General features: G+C 26.9%; 22 protein-coding genes. 1 reads left to right on the forward strand and 21 read right to left on the reverse strand.

Going from position 1 to position 23,112, the window contains the following annotated elements:
• Positions 1 to 68 precede the first annotated feature (68 nt).
• The 13 genes from AC4FRL_RS03945 to AC4FRL_RS04005 form a co-directional block, all read right to left on the reverse strand.
• Entirely contained in the window at positions 69 to 1,763 is a 1,695-nt protein-coding gene (locus tag AC4FRL_RS03945; protein WP_491138908.1) for a bifunctional diguanylate cyclase/phosphohydrolase, read from the reverse strand.
• Between the two features lie 66 nt (positions 1,764 to 1,829).
• On the reverse strand, positions 1,830 to 1,964 hold the full coding sequence (locus AC4FRL_RS03950; RefSeq protein ID WP_491138910.1) for a cyclic lactone autoinducer peptide: 135 nt from the start codon (positions 1,962 to 1,964) through the stop codon (positions 1,830 to 1,832).
• A 5-nt stretch (positions 1,965 to 1,969) separates the two neighbouring features.
• Positions 1,970 to 2,626: an accessory gene regulator ArgB-like protein gene (locus AC4FRL_RS03955; RefSeq protein WP_491138911.1), complete on the reverse strand. Its 657-nt coding sequence runs from the start codon at positions 2,624 to 2,626 to the stop codon at positions 1,970 to 1,972.
• Between the two features lies 1 nt (position 2,627).
• Positions 2,628 to 3,089: a hypothetical protein gene (locus AC4FRL_RS03960; RefSeq protein WP_491138913.1), complete on the reverse strand. Its 462-nt coding sequence runs from the start codon at positions 3,087 to 3,089 to the stop codon at positions 2,628 to 2,630.
• 23 nt (positions 3,090 to 3,112) lie between these two features.
• Entirely contained in the window at positions 3,113 to 3,673 is a 561-nt protein-coding gene (locus AC4FRL_RS03965) for a DUF5317 family protein (RefSeq protein ID WP_491138915.1), read from the reverse strand.
• Between the two features lie 155 nt (positions 3,674 to 3,828).
• Positions 3,829 to 4,383: a TVP38/TMEM64 family protein gene (locus tag AC4FRL_RS03970; protein ID WP_491139519.1), complete on the reverse strand. Its 555-nt coding sequence runs from the start codon at positions 4,381 to 4,383 to the stop codon at positions 3,829 to 3,831.
• A 166-nt stretch (positions 4,384 to 4,549) separates the two neighbouring features.
• Complete coding sequence (locus AC4FRL_RS03975) at positions 4,550 to 5,545, reverse strand: calcium/sodium antiporter (RefSeq protein ID WP_491138916.1); 996 nt, start codon at positions 5,543 to 5,545, stop codon at positions 4,550 to 4,552.
• A gap of 122 nt (positions 5,546 to 5,667) precedes the next feature.
• Positions 5,668 to 6,744 carry a DNA polymerase IV gene (gene dinB, locus AC4FRL_RS03980; protein ID WP_491138918.1) on the reverse strand — a complete coding sequence of 359 codons (1,077 nt, stop codon included), beginning with the start codon at positions 6,742 to 6,744 and terminating at the stop codon, positions 5,668 to 5,670.
• Between the two features lie 121 nt (positions 6,745 to 6,865).
• Positions 6,866 to 7,495: a peptidylprolyl isomerase gene (locus AC4FRL_RS03985; protein WP_491138920.1), complete on the reverse strand. Its 630-nt coding sequence runs from the start codon at positions 7,493 to 7,495 to the stop codon at positions 6,866 to 6,868.
• 161 nt (positions 7,496 to 7,656) lie between these two features.
• A complete protein-coding gene (locus tag AC4FRL_RS03990) occupies positions 7,657 to 8,061 on the reverse strand; it encodes a DUF3785 family protein (RefSeq protein ID WP_491138922.1) in 405 nt (134 codons plus the stop codon).
• 84 nt (positions 8,062 to 8,145) lie between these two features.
• Complete coding sequence (locus AC4FRL_RS03995; protein ID WP_491138924.1) at positions 8,146 to 8,976, reverse strand: Cof-type HAD-IIB family hydrolase; 831 nt, start codon at positions 8,974 to 8,976, stop codon at positions 8,146 to 8,148.
• A gap of 150 nt (positions 8,977 to 9,126) precedes the next feature.
• Positions 9,127 to 9,855 carry a PspA/IM30 family protein gene (locus AC4FRL_RS04000; RefSeq protein ID WP_491138925.1) on the reverse strand — a complete coding sequence of 243 codons (729 nt, stop codon included), beginning with the start codon at positions 9,853 to 9,855 and terminating at the stop codon, positions 9,127 to 9,129.
• Positions 9,856 to 9,940: 85 nt separating this feature from the next.
• Positions 9,941 to 10,639, reverse strand: a complete 699-nt coding sequence (locus AC4FRL_RS04005; protein ID WP_491138926.1) for a hypothetical protein — start codon at positions 10,637 to 10,639, stop codon at positions 9,941 to 9,943.
• 145 nt (positions 10,640 to 10,784) lie between these two features.
• On the opposite strand from AC4FRL_RS04005, the gene AC4FRL_RS04010 reads away from it, so the two are divergent.
• Entirely contained in the window at positions 10,785 to 11,450 is a 666-nt protein-coding gene (locus tag AC4FRL_RS04010) for a hypothetical protein (RefSeq protein ID WP_491138927.1), read from the forward strand.
• Between the two features lie 71 nt (positions 11,451 to 11,521).
• On the opposite strand, the gene gshAB is transcribed toward AC4FRL_RS04010, so the two are convergent.
• The 8 genes from gshAB to AC4FRL_RS04050 all read right to left on the reverse strand — a co-directional run bounded on the left by gshAB (position 11,522) and on the right by AC4FRL_RS04050 (position 23,009).
• Entirely contained in the window at positions 11,522 to 13,858 is a 2,337-nt protein-coding gene (gene gshAB / locus AC4FRL_RS04015; protein ID WP_491138928.1) for a bifunctional glutamate--cysteine ligase GshA/glutathione synthetase GshB, read from the reverse strand.
• A 310-nt stretch (positions 13,859 to 14,168) separates the two neighbouring features.
• Positions 14,169 to 15,086, reverse strand: a complete 918-nt coding sequence (locus AC4FRL_RS04020) for a patatin-like phospholipase family protein (protein WP_491138929.1) — start codon at positions 15,084 to 15,086, stop codon at positions 14,169 to 14,171.
• A 141-nt stretch (positions 15,087 to 15,227) separates the two neighbouring features.
• Positions 15,228 to 16,517, reverse strand: coding sequence for an NCS2 family permease (locus tag AC4FRL_RS04025; protein ID WP_491139520.1), 1,290 nt, complete (start codon positions 16,515 to 16,517; stop codon positions 15,228 to 15,230).
• A gap of 401 nt (positions 16,518 to 16,918) precedes the next feature.
• Positions 16,919 to 17,872 carry an ABC transporter permease gene (locus AC4FRL_RS04030; protein WP_491138930.1) on the reverse strand — a complete coding sequence of 318 codons (954 nt, stop codon included), beginning with the start codon at positions 17,870 to 17,872 and terminating at the stop codon, positions 16,919 to 16,921.
• A complete protein-coding gene (locus tag AC4FRL_RS04035) occupies positions 17,872 to 18,963 on the reverse strand; it encodes an ABC transporter permease (RefSeq protein WP_491138931.1) in 1,092 nt (363 codons plus the stop codon). Before AC4FRL_RS04035 ends, AC4FRL_RS04030 begins: the two co-directional genes overlap by 1 nt.
• The gene (locus tag AC4FRL_RS04040; RefSeq protein WP_491138932.1) at positions 18,953 to 20,488 is read right to left on the reverse strand and encodes an ABC transporter ATP-binding protein; all 1,536 of its coding nucleotides are present in this window, start codon (positions 20,486 to 20,488) and stop codon (positions 18,953 to 18,955) included. Before AC4FRL_RS04040 ends, AC4FRL_RS04035 begins: the two co-directional genes overlap by 11 nt.
• Before the next feature lie 123 nt (positions 20,489 to 20,611).
• A complete protein-coding gene (locus AC4FRL_RS04045) occupies positions 20,612 to 21,721 on the reverse strand; it encodes a BMP family lipoprotein (protein WP_491138933.1) in 1,110 nt (369 codons plus the stop codon).
• A 469-nt stretch (positions 21,722 to 22,190) separates the two neighbouring features.
• Positions 22,191 to 23,009, reverse strand: a complete 819-nt coding sequence (locus tag AC4FRL_RS04050) for an alpha/beta hydrolase fold domain-containing protein (RefSeq protein ID WP_491138934.1) — start codon at positions 23,007 to 23,009, stop codon at positions 22,191 to 22,193.
• Positions 23,010 to 23,112 lie beyond the last annotated feature (103 nt).

Genomic DNA, 23,112 nt, shown 5'->3' on the forward strand with positions numbered 1-23,112 from the left:
TAATCAAATAATAAAATAATCAAATTTATTTATTTTTATAAAAAAGAGATGTAATAAATTACATCTCTTTAAAAGTCTTGAATATCTTTTATGTTATCTCTTATTAATTCTATGAAAATATCAACAATTTCTTCATCAAACTGACTACCACTACACCTTTTTAATTCTTTTAATCCTTCTTCATAAGACTTTCTCTTATTATAAGGTCTATTGGAGGTCATAGCATCAAAACTATCAATAACTGTTAAAACTCTTGCTAAGTAAGGTATTTCCTCTCCTTTTATTCCCATAGGATATCCTAAACCATCATATCTTTCATGATGATATAAAATAAGAGGTACAACTTCCTTTAAAGAATTTACAGACTTTATTATTTCAACCCCATCTTTAGGATGTTCTTTTAATATCTCCCATTCTTCTAAAGTTAACTTCATCTTTTTTATTAATATATCATTAGATATATTAATTTTCCCTATATCATGCATATATGCTCCATAAATTAAATTTTTTTTATCTCTCTCAGACAAATTTAATTTTTCAGCCATAAGCCTACTATAAATAACAACTCTCTCTACATGACTATAGGTGTATTTATCCTTTGCATTTATTATACTTATTAAGGTTTTTATAGATGTTACAAGGGTATTTTCTTCCTCATTTAAATCTCTTTTTAACTCATCTAAAACAGATACATAGGTTTCAACTCTGTTCTTATGAAAAAACTTAGCTCTATATAAAGCATCATCTGCACATTTTACTAAATCTAATTCATCCTTTGCTTTATCTGGAAAAACTCCAATTCCAACAGATACAGTAAAATTTTCATTGGGCTGATTTTCTTGTCCCTTAAAATAAGTTTTTTCAACCCTTTCTCTTATTTCTTCTGCTATAATTGTAGCTTCTTCCTCTGAAGTCTTTGGAAGAAGCATTGCAAACTCTTCTCCTCCATATCTAGCTACTAAATCAGACTCTCTACATTTTTCCTTAAGTATTTTCCCTATAATCTTTAAAGCTTCATCTCCTTGTTGATGTCCATATAAATCATTATAATGCTTAAAATAATCTATATCTAAAAATATTAAGGAAAGCTTTTCCTCATTTAAAAGACTATAATTCATATATTCTCTTAACTTATCATAAAAATATCTATGATTAAAAACCTTTGTTAAACCGTCCTCATTAACTAAAGTTTGTAATTCTTCTATATGGTCTTTCTCTGTTTTTACATAAAATCCTAAAGTCCAAGCAGTTAAAACAAAAACTCCTGCTAAAATCAAGTCATTTTGAAAAAATATATTTACATCACTACTTTTATCAAAAATTAAATCTATAGTTAAAATAATAGCTGAAGATACTATAGCTACAGTACACCCTCTATGCATTCCACCCTGTATAGTTGAGGTTATTATTATAAATAAAAACAAAAATTTATTATTACTTGTATTTCCTCCAGAAACTAATATTGCAAAGAAAAAAATAATAATAAATAAAAAAGTTTCAACAAATTGAATTTTTTTAATGTGGTTTTTATACTTTTTCAAATTAGCCAAGCTCCACAATATATATATTATAGATAGTAAAACAATAGAAATTAAGGCAGCTGGAACTATCCCATAATATATAGGCATTTTTCCATAGAAACTTATTATATTAAAAATATATTGAAGAAAAGCTATGGCAGAAAATAATAAAGCAGATACTTTTACTATTGATAATATTTCATCAACTTTTTTCTTCTTATTCTGACTTACATATTTAATCATACTATCCTCACTAAAATCACGAAATAAGGTCGGCTTAAAACCGACCTTATTTACAAAAATTATTTTTTATTCATCTCTTAAAGATTTTGGTTCCTTTGGTTGGTGTGTAAACCAAATGCAAGCTGAAGTAGCTGCTACTGTTGCAATAACTGTTGTTACTGCTGCAAAGGCTGTTAATAAATTTTTGTTTAATTTTTTCATTTAACTCATCCCCTTAGGCTTAATATTTTATTTATAAAAGAATCTATAGATTTTAAAAATATATCACCTATGTAAGTTAGAGTCATGCACTGCCAAGCCACACCTAAAATTATACTAAGCATTAAAAACTTAACATCATAAAAATTAAAATAATAATATAAAATTGCACTTAATAATTCAATAAATAAATATATATTTAAAATCTTTAAAGATCCTTTTTTCATACGTTTTCTTTTTTTCTCAGTTTTTATAGGTTTATTTTCTGTATCTACAGGAGCCACCTTATAAATTATGTAATACGCTAAAATAAAAACAATAAATCCTATTATTAAAACAATTTCAAAGGGCATATCTTTAAATAATCTTCCTTTTATTAAAAGTCCCATAGCTAAAGAAACTACTATACCTAAAAAAGTACAAATATTTGAAGACTCTGAATGGGCACCGCCTGAATACTTTCTAAGTATGCTTGCTGTAAATAAAAATACTAAAGCTTCTAGAGAAACCTTTAATAATATTCCAAATAAAAAAACTGAAATTATTGATACTAAAGTTTGAATTAAAGCATATGTTCCATACTGAATAATTTCTTCTTTTTCTAAGTTATAATTTAATTCTAAGGAAACTTTTTTAGCTATTAATTTTGATATATTCTCAATCATCTTATCTCAACTTTCCTTTTTTTAATGCTACTATATAATAAGCAAAAACTATAAATGCAAATATTATTGTAGAAGGTATTCCAAAAATCACCTTATCTACTGAATTTTTAAATACTTCTCCTAAATTTTTATTTAAGACAAACTTAACAATTGCAATATTTAATCCCTCACAAAGAAATAGTATCATTAAAATTAAAATTGAACTTCTTATACTAGCTATTAAATCTATCTTATTTATATTAAAAATTAAAAATATTAAAACAAATACATTTAATATAGTATGAACTCCGTAACTTATTGGTAAAAACCTAACTAAATAAACTACTAAAGAAATTATTAAACTAGATAATACATACGAATTTTTATCTATCTTTTTATTTGCAAAACAATATGCTGCTAAAACCATTAAAAAAGCCTCTGGTATCCCTCTTATAAATAACTCTAATAAAGTTACCTTTAACATTTGTTCCTCCAATTGCATAGCCTTTAAGCTAAGCTATTATTAAATTTAACCTCATCATTTGTTTTCTTAACAGTAACATATATTATAATTACCACAAATACCCTTATGAATATGTCTCCTATACTTAAAATGCTATAACCTATATCTATAAAATCACTTAGATATTTTAACTTAACAGTACTATCTCCTAAAATATGAATATCTTGTATTTTAGAAAAGGTATCTCCTTTAAGATATCCTGTAAAATAAGTTAAAGATGGAAAAGCAGGCATCTTTCCTCCATTTGCTTTAATAACAGTATTATTTAAAAAGGTTCCTAAAAATATAAATAAGGCACCTATAAAAGCACTTATATACTCTTTATACCAGAAGATAGGTATTAAAAATAAATACATATAAATACATTTAAAATATGGTGCTAACTTTACAACACCATAGTTTCCCATAAATATATTTATTTGAAATATTATATATAAAACTTCAAAAATTAATATAGGATAGATTGTCCAACTTTTAAAAAATGCCTTTAAGCTATAACCCTTTAATTTTGCTATTATTAAGCCTATAATAACCGCTTCTATCATATGTTACTCCTTAAATCAAGCTTAAAGCTTTAACAGTTTATTAATATTTTATTCATTTAAATTAAATCATATAATTCATATTAAATCAATAATAAAAAACCATTATTTACAAAAAAAAATCATTTTTTTCGCTTTTATTTATTAAATTTACCTATTTAACTTTTTTTCTTTTTTAAATTCTTAATAGTTAAATAAAAGAAAATAATACTTATTACTCCTATAACTAAAGTGAAATTCTTTTTAGAAGCAACTATTACTCCATAGCTTGCTAAAGCTTCTAGTAATATAGAAGGTATTTTCCCTAAAAACGTAGCTATTATAAAGGTAAAACTATTTACATTACTCATTGAAGCTGCAAAGGTAACAACTCCAGAAGGAATAAAAGGAATTAATCTTCCTTCTAAAATTAAAAGACCTATATGTTTATTTTCACTATCTATTATTCTATCTACTAATTCATACTTTCCCTTAATGCTTCCTAAAAATTTTTTAAAGCCCTTTCTATAAACTTTAAAACTTATAAATCCTCCTATAACTTCTCCTAATAATGAAATTAAAAATCCATTTACAGGACCAAAGAATATAATATTAGCTCCTGTTACAAAAACAGAAGGAACTACTCCTAAAAGAGCTATAATTATACTTATAAATAAACTTATAAAAATAGCTATTTCTTCATACTGATTAAATATATTTATTAAATTATCTATATTTTTCTCCTCCTTTAATTTTTATTAATTTAAGTATATATTTTTAAATGTTAAAATTCCAATCTCTTTTATCACTTAGTTAAAATAAACCATCTAATAAATTTATATTCTAAAAATTTTAATATTAAACTAAAAATAGCTGTCTTTTTAAAAAGACAGCTATTTTTTAATTTCTCATTATTACGTATATCATATATCCTATATAAAGAATTACAAGAAAAGCTCCTTCATACCTTGTTAGTACCTTTTCTTTTTTCTTATTTAAGAATATTAACGCTCCTATTATTAAAGTTACAATTATAAGGAATATTAAATCTATAGATAAACTTCCTGCAATTTTTATAGGACTTATTAAGGAAGATAAGCCTAAGATTAAAAGTATATTAAAAGTGTTAGAACCTAAAATATTTCCAAGGGCAATGTCATTTTCCCCTTTCTTTGCTGCAACTAAAGAAGTTACAAGTTCAGGAAGAGATGTACCTACTGCAACAATAGTAAGTCCTACTAACTTTTCACTTAATCCTAAACCTAAAGCTATACTAGATGCTGAATCAACTACTATTTTTCCTCCAAGTATAATGCCTATTACTCCAATTACTGATAATATTATATTTTTAAGAGTACTTTTAGGTGCTTTTTCCTCTTCCTTTTCAAAATTTTCAACCTCTGTTGTTAAAGCAACCTCTTCCTCTTTTTTATTATTTTTCTTAACAGTATATATTAAATAACATACATATACTATACACATTAAAAATAGTATTCCACCTTCTAATCTAGATAAAGAGTTTTTAGTCCCTATAAAAGAAGTAAAGGCAAATACATATAAAATAAGTGTAGCTACTAAATTTACTAAGAAATCTTTTTTAATAGTTTCTTTTTTTATTACTAATGGTGCAACCATAGCTGTACATCCTAAAGCTGCTAATAAATTAAATAAATTAGACCCTAAAACATTTCCCATAGTAATATCATTACTGCCACTTAAAGATGCAGATATACTAACTGCAAGCTCTGGTGCACTAGTACCTAAAGATACAATTGTTAATCCAATTATAACAGAGGGAACACCTAACTTTTTAGCTATTCCCGAAGCCCCATCTACAAAGAGATCTGCACCTTTAATAAGTAAAATAAAACCTATTATTAAAAGTATGTAGTTCATTAATTCCTCTCCATTTCCTAGAAATTTTAATATATCTTTTATAAATCATAAATATTATTATACTATTTATTTAAAGAATTTCTATAATATCGAAATTTGTTTTCATCTAGTTAATACTTTGTCTAAACATCAAAACTTAACTGTTCTTCTTCTTTTAAAATATCCTCTTCTAAATAAGATATTGTTATGCCAAGTAACCTAATTTTTCTTGAACTAAAATCTACAAAATTTAAAAGTTCCTTTGCATACTTTAAAATTTCCTTCTTTTCTTTAAAAAATTTTTCTAAAGTTATACTTCTAGTTATTGTTTTAAAATCATTGAATTTTACCTTTAAAGTTAATGTTTTTCCTTTTTTATTTGTAAAGTAAAGGGCTTTTTCTACCTCTAAGGATACTGCTTCTAAAACCTCTAAAATTTCTTCTTCATTTTCTATATCCTCCCTTAAGGTAACTTCTTTTCCTATAGACTTTCTAATTCTATTAGGATTAACTTCTCTATTATCTATTCCCCTAGCAAAATCATATAAAAGTTTTCCTCTCTCACTAAAGATTTCTATAAGTTCTTCCTTTGAAAACCTTAATAAATCTTCTCCTTTAAAAACACCCATATTATTTAATTTATTTTTCGTAACCTTTCCAACCCCAAAGAACTTCCCAATAGGCAAAGCTTTTAAAAACTCCTTAGAATTTTCTTTAGTTATTACAGTTATTCCCTTTGGCTTTTTATAGTCTGAAGCTACCTTTGCTAAAAATTTATTGTAAGATACTCCTGCTGAAGCTGTAAGATTTAACTCCTTATAAATTCTCTCCTTAATTTCTAAGGCAATTAAAGTTGCTGAACCCTTAAGTTTTTTACTTTCTGTAACATCTATATAAGCTTCATCTAAAGATAAAGGCTCTATAATATCTGAATAATCCTTTAATATGTTCATAACCTCTTTTGAAACCTTTTTATAAAACTCTATTCTAGGTTTTATGAAAACTGCCTTAGGACAAAGCTTATAGGCTGTTAAAGAAGGCATAGCTGAATGAATACCATATTTTCTAGCTTCATATGAACAAGTGGCAACTACACCTCTTCTATTTGGATCTCCTCCAACTATAAGTGGAACTCCTTTATATTTAGGATTTTCTCTCTGTTCAATAGATGCATAAAAGGCATCCATATCTATATGAATTATCTTTCTTTCCCTTTTCATAAAGCCTCCAAAAAAACATATATTTATATGTAATTTTACAACAGGACTTTTTTTATTCCAAGAAAAAAGATAGGTTAAAATAATAACTAAAACCTATCTTTTTAATAATAAAAAATAATATTTAATTTTTAATTTTTTTTGGCTCTTTATAATTTACTCCCTTTGTATCTACTCTTATTTCTTTAATCTTAATTTCTTTAAGAGGCTTATCATTTTCTCCTACAGAGGATTTTTCTATTTCATGAACTACATCTAGTCCATTTATAACCTTTCCAAAGGCTGCGTATTCTCCATCTAAATGAGGAGAATCCTTTGTAACAATAAAGAACTGACTACCAGCACTATCTTTTTCACTAGACCTTGCCATAGAAAGTACCCCTTCTTCATGTTTTATATCATTTTCAACTCCATTTGAAGAAAACTCTCCCTTTATGCTATAACCAGGACCTCCCATTCCATTTCCCATAGGATCTCCACCTTGAAGTACAAAGCCTTTTACTATTCTATGAATATCTAACCCATCATAAAACCCACTATTTGCTAAACTTATAAAATTATTTACAGTATTCTCTGCTTTATTGGGATATAATTCTGCTTGTATATCTCCATAATTTTCTATTTTAATCGTTGCAATTGGAAGTTTTTCCTTTGGAATTTCATTTTTCGATTCCTTCTCCATTTTTCCACAACCTATTAAAAATAAAGATAAAATCATAATACCTACTAAACTTATTTTCTTTAAATTTTTCATAAAACCTCTCCTTATTTTGAAATTTATTACTAATATGGTTTAAATTATAACATTTTACTGATTTTAATTTATGTACTATATAAAATTAATTTGTTTCTATATAATTAAATTTTCCTAAAAATAAAAAGGTATGTATTCATTTTAAGAATACATACCTTTTTCTAAATTTCAAATTCTTCAACTTCTACAGCAAAATCTCCACAATTTTTGCAAACATTTATATTTACTAAATAGCTTTTGTCTACCTTCTTCTCCTTTAAAAGCTTATTATAGGTAAGTCCTTCATAATTCTTTTCTATATTACTAATAACATATTCTCCATTTTTACCATAGATAAACATATTAAACTCTAAAAAAGGAAAACTTTTTCTCTTTTCTTCTAAACCAAATTTACACTCTTCACAAGGACCATCATAATATGCTTTACTAAATAAAACCTTATCACTTTCTCCTAATATTTCAAAAAGTTTATCTAAATTAAAATTCTTAACCTCTTCATTAAAAAAATAAATTAAATTTTCATGAGTTAAATTATATTCTTTTCCATCAAAAGTAAATTTAAACATTCAATTCTTCCTTTCTATAATTTTTTATAAAAATCATCTCTTAAACCTATTTAATAACTTTAAAATAGATATGTCAAACATAAATTATTTTAAAACAAATTTTTCTATAGCCTTTGCAACCCCATGATTTTCGTTACTATCTGTAATATATTTTCCATATTCTTTTATAAAATCTGGTGCATTTCCCATTACTATAGGTAACCCAGCAACCTCTAACATTGATATATCATTTCCACTATCACCTATACAAATTACCTCCTCTAAAGGAATTTGTAATCTTTTAGCTAATACCTTAACAGCATTCCCCTTAGAAGTTCCCTTTTTCATTATTTCTATACATCCTCCCCAAGAGGCATAAACTAAATCAACTCCTTCTATATTTTCAAACTCCTCTTTAGCTTCTTCAATACTACACCCATCTTCTTTTTTTATAATTATAAATTTTAATATTTTATCTCCCTGTTCCTTATAAGCCTCTTTTAAGGTATTATATTTAAAAAACTTTATCTTCTCTTTTTCTTCTACCCAAGTATTCATAAGCCTATGACTATCCTCTTTTGGTATTTCAGTTTCAGATATTAACCCTTCTGTAGAGTCTACATAAGCTAAAAAATCGTACTTTTCTATAATATCACATATTTTCATATAGGTATCTTCATCTAATGTAGACTTAAATATTACTTCTTCAGTATCTTTATCTTTTATATATGAACCATTTGAACAAATAAGTGGTGCATTTATTCCTATTATGTTTCCATATATTTTTGCTGAAGGAAAAACTCGTCCTGTTGAAATTGCAATATTTACTCCTTTATCTATAGCTTTTTTTAAAGCTTCTTTATCTCTTTTGCTAACTGTATGGTCTTTTTTTAAGAGAGTTCCATCCATATCTATACAAATTAATTTATAGTCCATTTTAAATTCACCTCTAACCTTTTAATTTATGTAATTAAAAAAAACTTATAAATATCCTTTGAAAATCCTTTTATGCTAATAAAAACATAAAAGGATTTTTTTCTAAATATTTATAAGTTTTATTTTACCATATTAAAATATAGTTTTTAATTATTCTTTATTTTTATACTTTTCTAATTCTAAGTCTAGCTCATCCTTTGAAGGTTCACTTTTTGAAACTTCTTCTTTTTTATCTGATGTTCTATACTTATTTAGTTCTTCATCTAAACTTAACTCTTCTAACTTAGCAAATTCATCATCTAAGCTTTCACCTTTTAACTCTTCTAAGCCAGCTGCATAGTTTTCTTTTCTTGAAATACTTCTTTCTATGTCATCAATATTTATTGAGTTACTTTTACTTTGAACATTTGCAATAACTTCATTTATTTGTTTTGAAGCTTCTGCATTATTAACTCTAGCTACAGCTTCATCTCTGTAACTTCTTGTCTTATCTAATTCTTTTTCTAAATCAGCTAATTTAGCCTTTAAAACATCCGCTTTAGCTCTTTGTCCTTCATAACTTGATTTTAAAGATTCATACTTTTTATCACTTTCTAATTTAAGCTTTAAAGCCTTCTTAGCTAATTCTTCATTACCTTTATCCATAGCTAACTTTACTTTTGCATCATATTGAGCTGAATCTTCTTTAGCTTGGTTCATTTTCTTTTCTGTATCTTTTAAATTACCAAAGATTTGAGCTGAAGCTCTTTTAGCTTCGTTAAAAGATTTTTCCATCTCTCTTATCTTTTGATCTAATAATTCAACTGGATTTTCCATATTATCTAAAGCTGAATTTGCCTTAGATTTTATCATATTTGATATTCTATTGAATATTCCCATTTCATTACCACCTTTAACTACTATTTATTTAAATTTATTATACATTCTCTTTTTTACAATTTCATGTCATAATTATTAATTTTAACTATCTTCTTTTTCTAATTAAAATAAATACTAATAGTATTAATAATATTATTCCAATTCCTATAAATGGTCTTCTTATAAACATAAAACTAAACATATTACCAAGCATATTAAATATGTTGTTTAACATAAGCATATCAAAAAAGCTAAATCCTCCACTAGAGTTCTTTTTTGAATTATTTCCACTTTGTGAACTGCTACTACTTTCATTATTTTTATTAGAATTATTCTCTTTTGAACTTCCCCCTGAGTCCTTAGGAGGTTTACTATTAAACTTATCACTTGTTGAATAATTATTGTTTCCCTTTTTACTTTCTGAACTTCCTTTATTTTGACTACTTTCATCATCTACTTTTCCAGGACTTTTATTACCTCCTGAGGAAGAATTATTATACTTATCTGTGGTTGAGTAATTACTATTTCCATAATCCTTCTTTTTCCCACTTGAAGAATTACTTGGCTTAGAATATTTTTTGCTTGAACCATAGGAACTGCTTTTGCTTGAGCTTTTAGAGCTTGAGCTACTACTTCTACTTGACCCTCCACTAGAAGAAGATGAACCTCTTTTAGCTATGCTATTTTCTATTCCAAAAGTATCTGCCTTAACTTCCTTTAAAGGAGAAAGATTTAAACATCCAACTATAAAGAAAAAAGCTACAAAAAACAGTAAAAGTTTCCTAAACCTCTTATGTTTTTTCACCCTCTTACCCTCCTTAAATATGTTTATATCATCATTATAAATTAATTATTAAATTTTGTATATTTTAATATTTTAAATTCATAATTATTTGATAATCTGTGATATCATAAATATATAATTATTATATGGTAAAGGAGTATATTAAATGAATGCAAAGGAATTTTTAGATAAAGAGAAAAACACCTATGGTAATCTTTATAGTGATCTTGTTTTTGTTTTAGATGATATTGAAGATTTAAGTGAAAATTCTACTTTAAAGGAAAGAGCTTACTATAAAAATATTAAGATTTTAAAAGAATATAATAATTTATTAGACAAACTTTATAAAAGTCTTCCAAAGAAAAAATCTTTTTTATCCTTCCTAAACAAATCTAAGGATAATGAAATTATAACAGAATGTGAAAACTTTAAGAAAAAATATAAAGAATCTCTAGATAAAATTTTCTTATGCTCTAAATGTATGTGTGTAAAATGCATAAGAGAATGTGAATTTAACCCTTGCTTAAGCTGCAATAAAACTGGGAAAGTTAACTACTGTGATAAGGAAAATATAAATCTTATAGTCTTTGATAATTTTATAAAGCAACAATATAATAATGAAACTAGAGAAAATGAACCTATAGAAATTCTTTGTGAAGTTGAAATTTTAGATATAGATAAACGCTTTAGAATTTTAAAAGAAGTTTTAACAGGAGAAAAACTAGTTTTAGAATATATATATGATATAAAAGATGGTGATTTATATAATTCTATTGATGATGTGGATTTATTTAATGAAATAATAGAAGTTTATGAAAGCAATAAAATATAAATAAAAATACTAGGCACTTAATATTAAAACTCTAGTGCCTAGTATTTTTTAATATATTTTAAATATTAAAATTAATCAAATAATAAATCTAATATTTTTTCCCCTGCTCTCCTATTTTCTCCTTTGTAAGGAAAACAATGAATATGAATTGCAGGATTAAAATTAAGTTCTATTATTCCATGATTATTAAAATTTGCTTCTTCTTTAATATCATCTATTACCATATCAACTCCACATATAAGTGCCTTAGCAGCTTTAGCTGACTTTAATGCTACATCTTTATAGCTTTTATGTATTTTATCCGTAAAGTCTATGCTATCTCCACCTGTACTTATATTAGAGTTTTCTCTTAAATAAACCTTTTCTCCCTTTTTAGGAATTGACTTAAAGGTAAGTCCTTGATTTTTTAAAAACATTTCCTCTATTTCACCTAATTTTATCTTTTCTAAAGGAGTTTTATATCCTATTCCTCTTAAAGGGTCTTTATTTTTTTCAATAACAAGTTCTTCTATAGTGCTTTCTCCATCTCCAATTACATTAGCAGGTTCTCTATGAAGAATTCCAACCACTTCATTACCTATTACAAGAAATCTATACTCTTTTCCTGTCATAAATTCTTCTATAAGTATTGAATTATCCTCTTTAAAGGCTATTTCAATTGCCCTATTATAATCTTCTCTCGAAAATTCTAAAGGAAATATACTAATTCCCAAACCAAAATTAGTTGACTTAGGTTTTATAACTATCTTCTCTCCCTTAAAAAGCCTAAAATCTTTTTTAGCCTCTTCTATATTATAGTAATCCTTTCCCTTTGGAACCCTTACATTATTTTCTTTTAAAATTTCTTTTGTAACAAGTTTATTTTCCATTATTAAAGCAGTTATATAAGAATCCTTTGATGTTTTTGTTGCTTGCTTTACATACTCAACCTTTTCTCCCTTACAAAGAGAAATAAAATTTTCTAATCTATCTAAAATCTTAACCTTTATCCCTCTTTTAAGAGCATCTAAAATTAAAATTTGTGTTGATAACTCTAAATCTTCATATCCTATTAAATTAAATTCCTTATTTTTAAAAGACTTTAAATAATCCTTTGCTAATCTCATATGAAAATTAACATAGCCTTCTTCTTTTATAGAAGTTATAACTTTTTCAGAAACTGTATTATTAGGATTATTAATTTCTTCAATTGCTCTTTCTAAAGCCTCTTTAAAAGCATGATTATTTGGAAATAAATTAAGTAAAATTTCATTTATTTCATTTAAAATTTCTTTTCCTTTATCTCTTAATAAAACAGGAGATTCATTTTCATAAATACAAACATTTTCTTTTCTTCCTTTTAAAGCAGCTATATCATGGTTTTCAAAAAACTCTTTTTGCTCCTTATAAGTTATTTCTTTATTCTCTTTAAATAAAGTGTAAATCATAAACAAATGAACCATATAAAGTGTGTTTTTATTTACTCCCTCTAAACTTAAAGGGTCTAAATCTAAAAGTCTAACTTCTAAATAATCTATTCCCTTGTTAAGTAAACTACTTAACATATCTTCTTCTCCTAAGGATTTTAATCTTATAGGATTATAATATTCTTTTACATTTTGTATTTCCTTATCTCTAACTAATCTTTCTATATCTTCTGCATATTCTTTTATACTGTTATAAGACACATAATAATCCCTTTTATTTTTATATCCATATATACTATTTCTTAAGGATATATCACCTTTTATAAAGTAAGAATCTTCCCCTAATTTTTCTCCTTCTTTTTTTATATTATCTATGTAGCTTTCATGAAAAACAGGACTTGCACCAGTTAAGTATATTAATAACCAATGATATTTTTGAAAATTCCTAGCCATCTTTAAATATAAAGCATCTTTAAATTCTCTATAGCTTTCACCTTTATTAAGTTTTTCAAATAAAATTTTTATAAACTCCTCTTTGAAAGAAAAATTATAATGTATTCCACTTATAACCTGTTTTTTCCTTCCATATTTTTCACTAAGATTTTCTCTATAAATTTCCTCTTCCCTATTTTTTAATTTAGCAATAGGTATATTGCCTTCTTCCTTTGGTAATATAGGAGGATTACTTTGAGGCCATAAAAATTCATCTCTTTTTATAAGTTCTAAAGAAACAACCTTATTTAAATTACATATAAAACTATAAACCTCCTCTAAGGTTTCACAAATTGGAGTTACTAACTCTAACTGACTTTCAGCAAAATCTGTTTTTATATAAGGATTATTTTCTCTATCACCAAAAGCTTCTGGATGATTTGTAAGAGCCAGTTTTCCATCTCTTGTAACTCTAACATTTTCTTTTTCTAATCCAAAATTAGCCTTAAAAAAGTAATCCTCTAAGCTTTCATCCTTTATAATATTTAATAAATTTTTATCTAAACTCATTACTTCTCTCCTCCTGTAAAAGACCTATTTAAAATCTTTTTAAAAACTCTATATAATAAACTCTCTTTATATTCTACTTACAAAAAACTTTTAAGTAAATATTTCCATATTAATTAATCACCTTAATTCTTATAGGAATTCTAGGCTTTATTATAAATATATAAGAAAATCACCCTATAGTCAAAGGTATTATTTATTTATTTTATTCCTATTTTTTTAAAATACTCATAAATTCTCTTACTTTCTTTAAAGTTAAAAAATCTTTATTAAAGAATATTTATTATTAATAAAATAAAAAACACTATAGTTTTTAACTATAGTGTTTTTTAGTAAATTTCTTTTTTAAATTTTTAAAAAACTTAAAGGTTTTATATAATATAGGATTTTCTTCCTCCATATCGTCTTGAAACCTAATTCTTGATAAATTAATTATAGGATTTAAAAGGTCCATAGTATCTTCATAACCTTGTTTTGTTCTTAAACGCTTAGCATCCATATTTAAATTTAAAGTTCCATTTATTATGCTATCATCTAAATTTCTAGGAATTATTTCTATAATTTCAGCATTAGGATAAAGACTTCTATCTACAAATTCCTCTTTAGATAAATGAACTACAATTATAACATCACACCCTTCACCATAAACAGGTTGTATTGGTGTATTATCAACCATTCCTCCATCTAAATATTTTTTTCCTTCAACTTCTGAACTATCGTATATTAATGGCAAAGAAGCAGAAGCCATTATTATTTCTTTTCCTACATCCTCATCATAATCATTTATCTTAAAATACTTAACCTTACAATCTGGTAATTCCGTACAGGCAGCATAACATATTTTCCCTGATTCTTTAACCTTGTTTATGTCTATAAATTTATTTACTACTTCATAAGCACCATCCTTAGGGAAATCTCCATTTTCTAACCTATCTGACATATGTTTTTTTACAAAATTAATACTTTTTACCCCTAAAGCTAAAACAACACCTTTTTTTAAAAGGTCCATTTTTGTCATAGGAAGTAATTTTTCCATTGTAACTTCGTCCCATAGTGCTTGAGCATTATCCATATCTCCTTGAGCAAATAAAGCAGCATTAAAGGCACCTATAGATGTACCAGAAATAACCTCTATGTACTTGTCCAGTTTCAACTGTACTAAAGCTTTCCAAACACCTAATTCATAAGCGCCTTTTCCTCCCCCTCCAGATAAAACTAATCCAACCTTCATAATGTCTCCTCCATTTATTTATAAAATGAATATACTTATAAAAAATCTTATATTATATCATTTTACTACAAATATAAAAAAATTTCATAATTAATTATAAAAAATAACCTATGAATAAATTTCATAGGTTACTTTTTTATATTATATTAAAAATTTAAGTAAAAATACTAATCCTAAAATTACAGTAGTTAAACTTATTTCTTTTCTTTTTCCTGTAAATAATTTAAGTATTATATATGATATAACACCAAAAACTATACCATCTGATATTGAATATGCAAAAGGCATCATTATTATTGTTAAAAAGGCTGGTATTGCCTCTGTAAAATCATGTAAGTTGATTTCCTTTATAGGCTCAATCATAAATAATCCAACTAAAACTAAGGCAGATGCTGTAACAGCTGGAGTTATAACAGCAAATAAAGGTGCAAAGAATAAAGCTAAGAAAAACATAAATGCAGTAGATACTGCTGTTAATCCTGTTCTTCCCCCTTCAGCCACTCCTGATGCACTCTCTACAAAAGTACTTACTGTACTTGTTCCTAAACAAGCCCCAAGTGTTGTTCCTACTGCATCAGAAAATAAAGCTTTCTTTATATTAGGAACTTTACCATCTTTATCTAACATTTTAGCCTTTGTTGCAACACCAACTAAAGTCCCTATAGTATCAAACATATCCATAAATAATAAAGTAAATAAAGCAATTACCATATCTAAAGAAAATATATTATGAAAATCAAATTTAAAGAAAGTAGGTGCTATTGAAGGTGGCATACTTATTATTTTAGTTGGTAGAGGAGTTATTCCCATAGGTATACCTATTAAAGCAGTAATAATCATACCTATAAATAATGCTCCCTTAACATTTTTAGCTATTAAAACACTTGTTATTAAAAGTCCTATTATTGCTAAAAGTCCTGTACCTGATACTATATTTCCTAAAGAAACTATTGTTCCTCCCTCTGTATGTACTACTATTCCTGCGCCTTCTAACCCTATTAAAGCTATAAGTAATCCTATACCAACTGATATAGCATTCTTTATTCCCTTTGGTATTGAATCTACAATTGCTTCACGGACATTAAATATAGTTAAAAGTATAAATATAATTCCTTCTAATAAAACTGCAGTTAAAGCAAATTCAAAAGAATATCCCATTTGTATAACTATTGTATAAGCAAAAAAAGCATTTAATCCCATTCCTGGAGCCTGTGCAAAAGGTAACTTAGCATAAAGTCCCATTATTAAAGTTGCAATTACTGCTGATAAAGCAGTTGCTGTAAAAACAGCTCCTTGATCCATTCCTGCTGCTGATAATATTGATGGATTTACTATAAGTATGTAAGCCATTGTCATAAAGGTAGTTAATCCAGCAATAAACTCTGTTTTCACATCAGTATTATTTTCCTTAAGTTTAAAGAACTTTTCCATCATCTCACTCTTTCCTTCTTTTGTTTTTATAAATACCTTTAATATATTAACAGATTTTTTATATTTATCAATAGTTTTACGAATATTTTTGTCGAAAAAGTAAAATTAATAAGTTTTTTTGTAGGATTAAAATATAAAATACGTATATTAAACTCTTTAATATATTATATAATACGAATAAAAACATATTTTTTTAATTTTAAAATATTAAATAAATATATTTTTTAAAACTTTGCGAACCTTTAATAATTTCTATTTGTTAAAACTAATAAATCTTTCTAATCCCTTCTTTAAATTCCTTTAAATTTATTATCTCTAATTATTATTAAAATAAATATAACTTAAAATAAAAAAACCTATTTCTAGATTTTTTTATTTTATCTAGAAATAGGCTTAATTTATTATCTTTTATCTTTTTGATATGGTTCTCCAGCTGCTTTAGGTGCTTGTGATGTCTTAGAGAATACAATTAAAGCAATTAAAGTAACTACATATGGGAATATCTTAAGTAGTACTGGAGGTATGCTTGAAAGTGATGGAACTATTTGAGATACATTCGCTATAGTTGTTGCAAATCCGAAGAAGAATGTAGCTCCTAAAACTCCCCATGGCTTCCATTGACCAAAGATTAAAGCTGCTAAAGCTAAGAATCCAAGTCCTGCAACACTTCCTGTAAATTCTCCACCATAAGTTACAAGAATTATAGCACCACCAAGAGATGAGAATGCTCCTGATATCATAACACCAATATATCTCATTTTATAAACATTTATACCTGCAGCATCAGCAGCTTGAGGATGCTCACCACATGCTCTAAGTCTTAAACCAAAGCTTGTTTTATATAATAAGAATGTACTTACAACAAGTATTAAAATAACTAACCATGTAGTTGCATAGGTCTTTGAAAAGAATAATTCACCAATTATCGGTATTGAAGATAATACAGGAACATCCTTAGGTACGAAACCTTGCATAATTCTTATGTTACCACTACCTGTCATATTTCTAGCTAAGAATACAGTTAAAGCTCCAGCTATCATGTTTATAGCTGTACCACTTATTACCTGGTCTGCATTTAAGTTTATACTTGCAAAAGCATGTAATAAAGAAAATAGCATACCAACTACAACAGCAACGCCTAAACCAATCCATAACGGAAGTGAGCTACCTGGCATAGCTTCTTGAAGCTTTGAAACTGTAAAAGCTCCACTAAAAGATCCAACAATCATAAGACCATCAAGTCCTATATTTACTACACCACTTCGTTCAGAAAATAAAGCACCTAATGCGGTTATTAAAAGCGGTATAGTAAATGCTATTGCATAAGGAAATATTTGTTGAATTGTTTCCCACATTATTTGCTCACCACCCTTTCTTTAGTTGTTTCTTGATTTTTATTTAATTTCTCTTTTTTCTTTTTATGAAATTTATTAAATAATCTCTCCATTATTACACTTGTAGCAGAGAAGTAAATTATTGTAGCCATTATTGTATCTGCTATTTCTGGAGGTATGCTTGTCATAGCATTCATAAATCCTTTTCCTGTGTATAAAAGTCCAAAGAATAAAGCTGAGAATAAAACTCCAATTGGCGTATTTGCACCAAGTAAAGCTACTGCTATACCATCAAATCCTTGTGAAGGCATAACACCTATTTGCATACTTACAGCATTTCCTGTGTATTGAACAACCCCTGCAAGTCCTGCAAGTCCACCAGCTATCATCATAGCTAATAATATATTTCTATTTACTGAAATTCCTGCATACTCTGCAGCATCTCTATTAAATCCAACTGCTTTTAATTCATATCCTAAAACTGTTTTGTTTAATACAAACCAAACTCCAAATACAGAAACAAGTGCAATTATTATTCCTATATTTATAAAAGAACCTTGGAAAAGGTCTGTAAGTGCTTGTATTCTTAAAGTTGCTCCTGCCGGAAGCTGTGCAGATTCCGTTTCTAAAAACTCTCCTTTAAAGTACATAGGTACAACATAATAAACTATCCAATAAGCTATCCAGTTCATCATTATAGTTGAAACAACTTCATGAACATTAAATTTTGCCTTTAATACTCCAGGAATAAGAGCCCATAAAGCACCACCTAAAATACCAGCTATAATCATTAAAGGTATTAATATTGGAGATGGTAATTTAACAGTTAAACCTACTGCTGTTGCAAAAAGACCTCCCATAAGCATTTGTCCTGGTGCTCCTATATTGAATAAACCAGTTTTAAAAGCAAAAGCTAATGAAAGACCAGTTAAAATTAAAGGAGTTGCCGTAGCTAGAGTATTTCCTATTCTTTCTATATTCATAAGTCCACCTTTTAATAAGAAAGAATATCCCTCTATAGGATTATGACCCATAACAGCCATTAAAATAGCACCTGCAATAAGTCCTAATATAATAGCCATTAAAGATATAATAAACTGTTTAAACTTCATGTCTATCTCCTCCTTTTATACCAGCCATCATAAGACCTACCTCGTTTTCATTTGTTTCATCTGCATTTACAATTCCTATAAGTTCTCCATTATTTATTATTGCAATTCTATCTGAAACATTTAATATTTCATCTAGTTCAAGAGATACTAAAAGAACAGCTTTCCCTCTATCTCTTTGTTCTACTAATCTTTTATGAATATACTCTATAGAACCTACATCAAGTCCTCTAGTAGGCTGTGCTGCTATTAAAAGTTCTGGATTTAATTCAATCTCACGCCCTATAATAGCCTTTTGTTGGTTTCCTCCAGAAAGAGATCTTGCTATAGATGCTCCTCCTTCTCCAGATCTTACATCAAATTCTTGGATTATTTTTTCTGCATATTTCTTTATTTCTTTTTTATTTAATAATCCTTTACTAGAGAATGGTTTTCTATCATAAACTTCTAAAACCATATTTTCTTCTATTGTATAATCTAGAACTAATCCTCTTTTATGCCTGTCCTCAGGAATGTGAGCAATACCTGAATTAATTCTATTTTTTATGCTTTCTTTCGTTATATCTTTATTTCTAAAGTTTATAACTCCATTTTCACACTTTCTAAGACCTGTAATAGCTTCTATAAGTTCACTTTGTCCATTACCTTCAACTCCAGCTATTCCAACTATTTCTCCTGCTCTAACATCTAATGAGAAATCTTTTAGTCCTAAAACCTTTTTATTATTTTTAACAGATAGATTTTTAATATCTAATACAACTTCACCAGGCTTAGCTGGCTTTTTATCTACTTTAAAAGATACTTCTCTACCTACCATCATCTTAGCCATTTCAGCTTCACTAGTTGTTTTTACATCTACAGTACCAATATATCTTCCTCTTCTTATAACTGTACATCTATCAGCAGCTGCTTTTATTTCTTTAAGTTTATGAGTTATAATAATTATTGATTTTCCTTCATTTATAAGGTTTTTCATAATTTTTATAAGCTCATCAATTTCTTGAGGTGTTAAAACAGCTGTAGGCTCATCTAGTATAAGAACATCTGCATCTCTGTAAAGCATTTTTAAAATCTCAACCCTTTGTTGCATACCTACAGATATATTTTCAATCTTTGCATAAGGGTCTACATTTAAACCATATTGCTTTGAAAGGTCTTCAATCCTTTTAGCAGCCTTTTTTAAATCCATTCCAAGACCTAGAAGTATTTTAGGCTCACAACCTAAAACTATATTTTGTGTAACTGTAAAGTTTTCAACTAATTTAAAATGCTGGTGAACCATTCCTATACCAAGGTCATTTGCAACATTTGGGTTAGTGATTTTTACTTCTTTTCCTCTAACCTTTATAACACCCTTATCCGGTTGGTTCATTCCAAAAAGAATTCCCATTAAAGTAGATTTACCCGCTCCATTTTCACCTAGTAGAGCATGTATCTCTCCCTTTCTAAGTTGCAATGTTATATTATCATTTGCTACTATACCAGGAAATTCTTTACGGATATTAAGCATCTCTACTACATATTCCATAAGTTATCCTCCTTAATACTTAAACTCTTTTTTATTTAAAACCATACATATATAAAAATTAATTAGCATAATAAAAGGAGATGGAAGCCCATCTCCTTAATAAAAACTTCCTTGAATTTTGAACTAATTTATTAAGTCTCCTTGCTCGCTAGAAACTGTTATTTCACCATTTTTTAACTGTTCAAATACTTTGTTTACTTCAGTCATAGTTTCTTCACTTAAGTTTGGATTCTTATCTGGTAAGCCTACACCATCATTTTTTGCATCATATAATAAAGTTTCTCCACCTGGGAAAGTTCCATCTAATTCTCTCTTTATCATGTCATAAGATGCATGGTCTATTCTCTTAACAGCTGAAGTAAGTATTACAGATTTATCTCCTTCGTATATACCATCTTCATATTGGTCAACGTCAACACCTATTATCCAAGCTTCTTTTCCTGAAGCAGCTCTGTTTTTAGCTTCTTGTATAGCACCTACACCAACGCCACCTGCAGCACAGAATATAGCTTTTACTCCATTATCATACATTTGAGCTGCTATTTGTCCACCAGCTGCTGAATCATCAAAAGATCCTTGGTATATTATATTCTTAGCTTCAAGAGTCATATGAGTTCCTAATTTTTCATTAGCAAAGTCTACACCTTGTTGGAATCCCCAGTTAAACTTTTGTACTGGAGGAATTTCCATACCACCTATAAATCCTAATTGTCCTTCTTTAAGTTGTAATGCAGTAGCAACCCCTGCCATAAATCCTGCTTGTTCTTCAGCGAAGAAAATTGAAACCGTATTCGGACCTACTTCAGGTTTTGCATCCTTAGCACCTGAATGTGGAGCACCATCTAATAATACAAATTTAGCATCTTTATATTTTTCTTGTCCTTTATATATAGCAGTTTCAAATTTAAATCCTGGAGTTACTATAAACTTATATCCAGCATCATAAAGGTTTCCTATTTCTTTTAAATAGTCAGCTTCTGTTGTTCCACTTGGTTTTAAGTACTTAGCTTCTATACCTAAATCTTTTTCAGCTTTTTGTATTCCTTCCCAAGTTCCTTGGTTAAATGACTTATCGTCTATTGTACCAGCATCAGTAACCATTCCAACCTTTAATTTGTCTCCTTTAGAACCTGCATCCCCAGATGCTTGTCCTTCACTAGAACCTCCACAACCAGCAAGTAAAGTAGCCGTTGTAAGTACTGCTAAAACAGCAGAAAGAAATTTCTTTTTCATACTAATATTCCTCCTTAATACCTAAAAATAATTCTTACTTTAAATTTATGTAATAAACTAGAATTAAATTAATAAATAAGCAAATGAAATTGACCAATATTCACAAAATATATTTAAATTAATATTCGAGTTTACAACATAATATTAAACCGTGAAAGCGTTATCTTTCTATGCGTTTTTTTTATTTTAATATTTTATTTTCATTTTTATATATTTACCCTATTTTATTTATACTTTGTACAAATTTACCCTTTACAAATTATTCTTTTTAACCCTAAATTATCCTATAATTATTTTAATCTTATTCCATTTACATAAATTTAATTAATTATACATACTTTATTAATATATATAAGTTTTTCAATATTTTATATATGAAAGCGCTTTCTTATAAATATTTTATTTTTCTTTATTCCTTTTAAATATAAAAATTTATAAAAAAAAAGACCCTTATTTTAGGGTCTAATAATTAAAATCTATTAATAAAGCTCATTACTTCTCCTGTTTTTTCATTTCCTGAACCTATAAAAAGATTTAATAAATCAATATGTCCATATTCTTTTAACATTAAAAATTCTCCTTTTCCATTAAACTTATTTATTTTTTCTATAAATCTCTTAGAATTCTCAAAGTTAACTATTGAATCTTTTTCCCCATGAACACATAAAACTGGAATTTTAGGAGAATTTTCCTTTATTAAATTTATGGGATTAACAGAAAATATCTCTTCCCTTTTATATAAATATCTTTTTATATAATTTTTATATTCTTTAGAATCACATTTACTAAAGTCTAAAGTCCCTCCTAAAGATACAAATGAATCTATTATTTTTATATCTATATTAAATTTTCTTCTCATATTTTCATTATAAATTAAATTTGCTGCTAATTGAGCTCCTGAGGAATATCCCATAACAACAATTTTTTTTACATTATTATTTTCTATATAATGCTTTAAAGCAGAGAATATATTTTCTATTTGAACAGGATACTTATGTTCTGGTGCTAATTCATAAGAAGGAATAACTACATTAAAACCATATTTATAAAAAAACTTGCCTATAGCCGCACAACCCTTAGGTCCTCCTAATATTCCTCCACTATATATAAAAAATATTGTTGGCTTTCTCTTATCATAGCCTTTATATACTCTATAATAATCTTTTTTGTTATCACCATATCTAAATTCACTATATTCTATATTTCTATCTTTTAAAAAATTGTAATTAAAAATTTTAAAAAATAATTTTCTCTTTAATTTTTTCTCTTCCTTACTACTCTCATACATTTATAATCTCCTTAAAGTTTAAAATTACGTTTAAATTTCTCTCATACAAATATACCTATAATTATTAACAATTTCAACACTTTGTTTAAAATTTATTAATATT

It is taken from the genome of Clostridium sp. TJA032, assembly GCF_058310275.1.

Coding starts and splice junctions, on each gene's coding strand:
- AC4FRL_RS03945 (WP_491138908.1), bottom strand. CDS start 1,763: ATGATTAAATATGTAAGTCAGAATAAGAAGAAAAAAGTTGATGAAATA.
- AC4FRL_RS03950 (WP_491138910.1), bottom strand. CDS start 1,964: ATGAAAAAATTAAACAAAAATTTATTAACAGCCTTTGCAGCAGTAACA.
- AC4FRL_RS03955 (WP_491138911.1), bottom strand. CDS start 2,626: ATGATTGAGAATATATCAAAATTAATAGCTAAAAAAGTTTCCTTAGAA.
- AC4FRL_RS03960 (WP_491138913.1), bottom strand. CDS start 3,089: ATGTTAAAGGTAACTTTATTAGAGTTATTTATAAGAGGGATACCAGAG.
- AC4FRL_RS03965 (WP_491138915.1), bottom strand. CDS start 3,673: ATGATAGAAGCGGTTATTATAGGCTTAATAATAGCAAAATTAAAGGGT.
- AC4FRL_RS03975 (WP_491138916.1), bottom strand. CDS start 5,545: ATGAACTACATACTTTTAATAATAGGTTTTATTTTACTTATTAAAGGT.
- dinB (WP_491138918.1), bottom strand. CDS start 6,744: ATGAAAAGGGAAAGAAAGATAATTCATATAGATATGGATGCCTTTTAT.
- AC4FRL_RS03985 (WP_491138920.1), bottom strand. CDS start 7,495: ATGAAAAATTTAAAGAAAATAAGTTTAGTAGGTATTATGATTTTATCT.
- AC4FRL_RS03990 (WP_491138922.1), bottom strand. CDS start 8,061: ATGTTTAAATTTACTTTTGATGGAAAAGAATATAATTTAACTCATGAA.
- AC4FRL_RS03995 (WP_491138924.1), bottom strand. CDS start 8,976: ATGGACTATAAATTAATTTGTATAGATATGGATGGAACTCTCTTAAAA.
- AC4FRL_RS04000 (WP_491138925.1), bottom strand. CDS start 9,855: ATGGGAATATTCAATAGAATATCAAATATGATAAAATCTAAGGCAAAT.
- AC4FRL_RS04010 (WP_491138927.1), top strand. CDS start 10,785: ATGAATGCAAAGGAATTTTTAGATAAAGAGAAAAACACCTATGGTAAT.
- gshAB (WP_491138928.1), bottom strand. CDS start 13,858: ATGAGTTTAGATAAAAATTTATTAAATATTATAAAGGATGAAAGCTTA.
- AC4FRL_RS04020 (WP_491138929.1), bottom strand. CDS start 15,086: ATGAAGGTTGGATTAGTTTTATCTGGAGGGGGAGGAAAAGGCGCTTAT.
- AC4FRL_RS04025 (WP_491139520.1), bottom strand. CDS start 16,517: ATGGAAAAGTTCTTTAAACTTAAGGAAAATAATACTGATGTGAAAACA.
- AC4FRL_RS04030 (WP_491138930.1), bottom strand. CDS start 17,872: ATGTGGGAAACAATTCAACAAATATTTCCTTATGCAATAGCATTTACT.
- AC4FRL_RS04035 (WP_491138931.1), bottom strand. CDS start 18,963: ATGAAGTTTAAACAGTTTATTATATCTTTAATGGCTATTATATTAGGA.
- AC4FRL_RS04040 (WP_491138932.1), bottom strand. CDS start 20,488: ATGGAATATGTAGTAGAGATGCTTAATATCCGTAAAGAATTTCCTGGT.
- AC4FRL_RS04045 (WP_491138933.1), bottom strand. CDS start 21,721: ATGAAAAAGAAATTTCTTTCTGCTGTTTTAGCAGTACTTACAACGGCT.
- AC4FRL_RS04050 (WP_491138934.1), bottom strand. CDS start 23,009: ATGTATGAGAGTAGTAAGGAAGAGAAAAAATTAAAGAGAAAATTATTT.